Source organism: Vibrio sp. V30_P3S12P165, from assembly GCF_009904905.1.
In the GTDB taxonomy this organism is placed as follows: Bacteria; Pseudomonadota; Gammaproteobacteria; order Enterobacterales; family Vibrionaceae; genus Vibrio; species Vibrio fujianensis.
In genome coordinates this window covers 1-3,428 of the sequence record NZ_WXWH01000028.1, presented here as the reverse complement: position 1 = coordinate 3,428, position 3,428 = coordinate 1, and the positions used below count along the sequence as shown (strand labels likewise).

Sequence of the window (3,428 nt, the reverse complement as noted above, 5' to 3'; positions counted from 1 at the left end):
AGCAAAATCTCATATACTGAGAAGTCAGCTAACACAATGCGATCAACGGTAAATTGTCAGAAAAAAGTCATAACTAAGGTTTAAACGTTCAAAAAAACAGCAAACCTTTATTAGCACAACCTAAGATAACAGTCTATTAACATAAAAAAAGGCACAATAAAAACGTTTGCTCGAACTTTATGGTGATTTTTTATACGTATTCTTAGTTAAAAATGTGAAATAAAGCAGAAAAAAAACGTAACTATCATTAAAAGATCATAAATGAGAAATAAATCATGGTTAAATTTAAGCAAGTTATGCTATCTAGATAACTCTCACGGAATGATGAAAACAATGAGGCTTGCTTATGGATAACTTGCACTTTGATCAACTGTTGGACATGGAAATAACCAAGTCCAGAGCACAGAGGACTAAACCGGTAAAACGGATGTGGCGAGAAATAGAAGCGATCCGCGATAAAAAGCGCCTAGAGAAAGAATTAATGGATATGGATATCTGTTTAGAATTAGAAAACATCAAACTATAAAAACATCAAACTATAATTGACATAAAAGCACCGAATGAACGGTGCTTTTTTATTTTCAAACCTAAATAACGTGACATTACCAGTATCCCCTTCCTACTTGAAGCTGCAGGGATGTTAGCTACAACTCCAAGCTGTTTGGGTATAAACGGCACAAATCGCCACTACATGTCAGAGCCTCTGCCTTGTATAAAGAAGCCACAAACTGCTGCAAAAATCAGCTCGAAAGATAAACAGACCCTAGATACACTCAGCGCTGCTTTTCCTAACGCGACGAGCCAATTGAGAAAAGCGATCGGCTATTGTTTCTCCGAAAACAGGGTCATCTTCATTGGTCACCCATTGCGCTTCGACGTTTTGCCAATCTGAGGTAGTAAAAGTTTGGCTAATAATCGGAAGCACGGATCGTTCTTCTAATTGCAGGTGACCACGCTGAGTTTCAATAAAACCTTCCAATTGTTCAATGAACAGTGCTTGAGGGACGACAGCATCTTGTAAGATCATCTCAACTAAGTTAAGGAAGCTTTGTGTCTGTTGTGCTAACTGGATATGCTCTTTCTCTAAATTAGAGATAGTCGGTTCGGCTTGATAATGCTCGATATAATAGCGATAAATAATATCTTCTTTCGGATGATGAACGGCTTCCGAGTGACTCCCTAAGTAGTCAACGATCTCTTTTAGTAGGTTATAATTTACCGATTTCTCGGCTTTCAGTGACTCTAGCTTGTCACCTAATATAGCCAGCAGACGAACCATATACCCATGCTCACGCTGGATCCTTTCTATCATCATTGTGTTTCTCCCTACACCACTTTCCCCAATTCGCTTTAGGGAATATTCACCTCAGTGTATACAAGGATCCGAATATACGCTTTGATACTGGTCGAAAAAACATCAATCCATCACAGTGTCTATCTTAGGTTGCCAGTCGATTATTTTTTTTCCTTGCTGAGTAAGGATATGATTCGTCATAGAAAAATGTTTACAACCTAAGAAGCCGCGATGAGCAGATAAAGGCGAGGGATGAGGTGCTATCAATACATGATGCCGCTGCCGATCGATCATTTGGCCTTTTTTTTGCGCATGCGCGCCCCAAAGTAAAAAAACAATCCCCTCTCTTTGTTGATTCAATACATCAATGACACGATCGGTAAATGTCTCCCAACCACAATTTGCGTGGGAATGCGCTTTCCCTTGCTCAACGGTTAATACGGTATTGAGTAGTAACACCCCTTGTTCCGCCCAACTCTTTAAGTAACCGTGATCCGGTATCTGAAAACCCGGTATATCTTGGGCAAGTTCTTTATAGATATTAACTAAAGAAGGTGGTGTTCTCACTCCAGGAAGAACAGAAAAACACAGACCATGTGCTTGATTTGGCCCGTGGTAAGGATCTTGCCCAAGAATGACAACATTAACGTGATTAAACTCCGTTAAACGAAAAGCGTTAAAGACATCGTTTGCCGGTGGATAGATAATTTTCCCCGACTGCCTTTCTGCCTCAACAAATTGTAAGGTTTGCTGAAAATAACTTTGCTGCTTCTCGGCACCAATAACATCGTGCCAAACGAGTGGCTGAGTCATAAATACTCCTGATTATTTGAAACAGACAAGTATACCTTGGTTCGCCTCAAGCGTCAGGAGACTAATGATTGCTTTTGCACCTTACGCTATCGCCCTCACAACGTCACGTCCGATGGCTATTTATTCGGCTTGCTAGGCTGTGGCACACGATGGTGGCCTTGTCCCTGTACATGTCGATTGGGTATTGGCAGGTGAGCAACGGTTTGACTGGCTAAACAGATAGAGACATACATAACGGCATCCTTCTAACAACGCTTGAGCGAATCCTAATGAAAAAAGGATGCCAAGTTTGTGAAACTAATCTAAAAATCTATCACCACGATGAAATCTTTTTAATGTTTCTATCTCTTTAGGCCATAACTCAGGATCAATGGTTTCAAGAATCAATGGAATACCATTAAAACGAGGATCTTGTGCGATATATTCAAAACACGCCCAACCAATTTCACCTTGTCCTAATGAATGGTGTCGATCCACCCGGCTGCCTAACTTAGATTTTGAGTCATTAATGTGCATTGCCCTTAAATAGTGCATACCAACGACTTGCTCAAACTGCGCAAACGTCTCCTCACAAGCGGCCTGACTACGTAAATCATAGCCTGCAGCAAAGGTATGGCAGGTATCTAGACAAACACCCACGCGAGACTGATCGTCGATTTGCGCAATAATTTCAGCCAAATGCTCAAAGCGCCACCCCAAATTACTCCCTTGACCAGCGGTATTTTCAATCACAGCAATCACATTTGGCACCGCTTGATGAGCTAAATTGATCGATTCAGCAATCGTCGAAAGACACTGAGCCTCCGAGATTTGTTTAAGGTGACTCCCTGGATGAAAATTCAGTAGAGTTAACCCAAGCTGTTGACAACGCTCCATTTCCTCAATAAATGCTTGACGAGATTTGGCCAATTTATCTTGCTCAGGAGCACCTAAATTAATCAGGTAAGAATCGTGTGGCAAAATGTGCTGAGTCGAAAAACCTAATTGCTGACAATTTAATTTAAATGCACGGATCGTTTCAGCATCAAGAGGTTTTCCGCCCCATTGTCGTTGGTTCTTGGTAAAGAGCGCAAACGCATTCGCCCCGATCTGTTTGGCACGAATAGGCGCTTGATCAACCCCACCCGCGGCAGAAACATGCGCACCAAAAAACTTTTCTTGAGACCCATTTTTATCATTTGTCATTTTATCACTTTCTACTTTCACATGGTTTTTCTAACTAACTGATCTACCGATTGATGCTAAATAAAAAGCATTAATATGTAGTAAAATTACAACAAAGTTAGATTAAAAAACTATTGAATAATTCAAATATTTTATA

At 40.5% G+C, this 3,428-nt stretch carries 4 protein-coding genes; 1 reads left to right on the top strand and 3 read right to left on the bottom strand.

All coding sequences use genetic code 11. The features are described from left to right. The first annotated feature begins 346 nt into the window (after window positions 1–346). Window positions 347–526 carry a DUF3545 family protein gene (locus tag CAG57_RS05555; RefSeq protein WP_099611849.1) on the top strand — a complete coding sequence of 60 codons (180 nt, stop codon included), beginning with the start codon at window positions 347–349 and terminating at the stop codon, window positions 524–526. A gap of 237 nt (window positions 527–763) precedes the next feature. Here CAG57_RS05555 and CAG57_RS05550 read toward each other — a convergent pair whose 3' ends face one another. The 3 genes from CAG57_RS05550 to nfo all read right to left on the bottom strand — a co-directional run bounded on the left by CAG57_RS05550 (window position 764) and on the right by nfo (window position 3,292). Further along, on the bottom strand, window positions 764–1,315 hold the full coding sequence (locus CAG57_RS05550; RefSeq protein ID WP_099611848.1) for a hemerythrin domain-containing protein: 552 nt from the start codon (window positions 1,313–1,315) through the stop codon (window positions 764–766). A 102-nt stretch (window positions 1,316–1,417) separates the two neighbouring features. Further along, the gene (ung, locus tag CAG57_RS05545) at window positions 1,418–2,107 is read right to left on the bottom strand and encodes a uracil-DNA glycosylase (protein ID WP_161427123.1); all 690 of its coding nucleotides are present in this window, start codon (window positions 2,105–2,107) and stop codon (window positions 1,418–1,420) included. A gap of 297 nt (window positions 2,108–2,404) precedes the next feature. Then, the gene (nfo, locus tag CAG57_RS05540) at window positions 2,405–3,292 is read right to left on the bottom strand and encodes a deoxyribonuclease IV (protein WP_099611846.1); all 888 of its coding nucleotides are present in this window, start codon (window positions 3,290–3,292) and stop codon (window positions 2,405–2,407) included. Between the last annotated feature and the right edge of the window lie 136 nt (window positions 3,293–3,428).

Excerpts from the sequence above, each read along its gene's own strand:
- CAG57_RS05555 (WP_099611849.1), top strand. The coding sequence starts at position 347 with ATGGATAACTTGCACTTTGATCAACTGTTGGACATGGAAATAACCAAG.
- CAG57_RS05550 (WP_099611848.1), bottom strand. The coding sequence starts at position 1,315 with ATGATGATAGAAAGGATCCAGCGTGAGCATGGGTATATGGTTCGTCTG.
- ung (WP_161427123.1), bottom strand. The coding sequence starts at position 2,107 with ATGACTCAGCCACTCGTTTGGCACGATGTTATTGGTGCCGAGAAGCAG.
- nfo (WP_099611846.1), bottom strand. The coding sequence starts at position 3,292 with ATGACAAATGATAAAAATGGGTCTCAAGAAAAGTTTTTTGGTGCGCAT.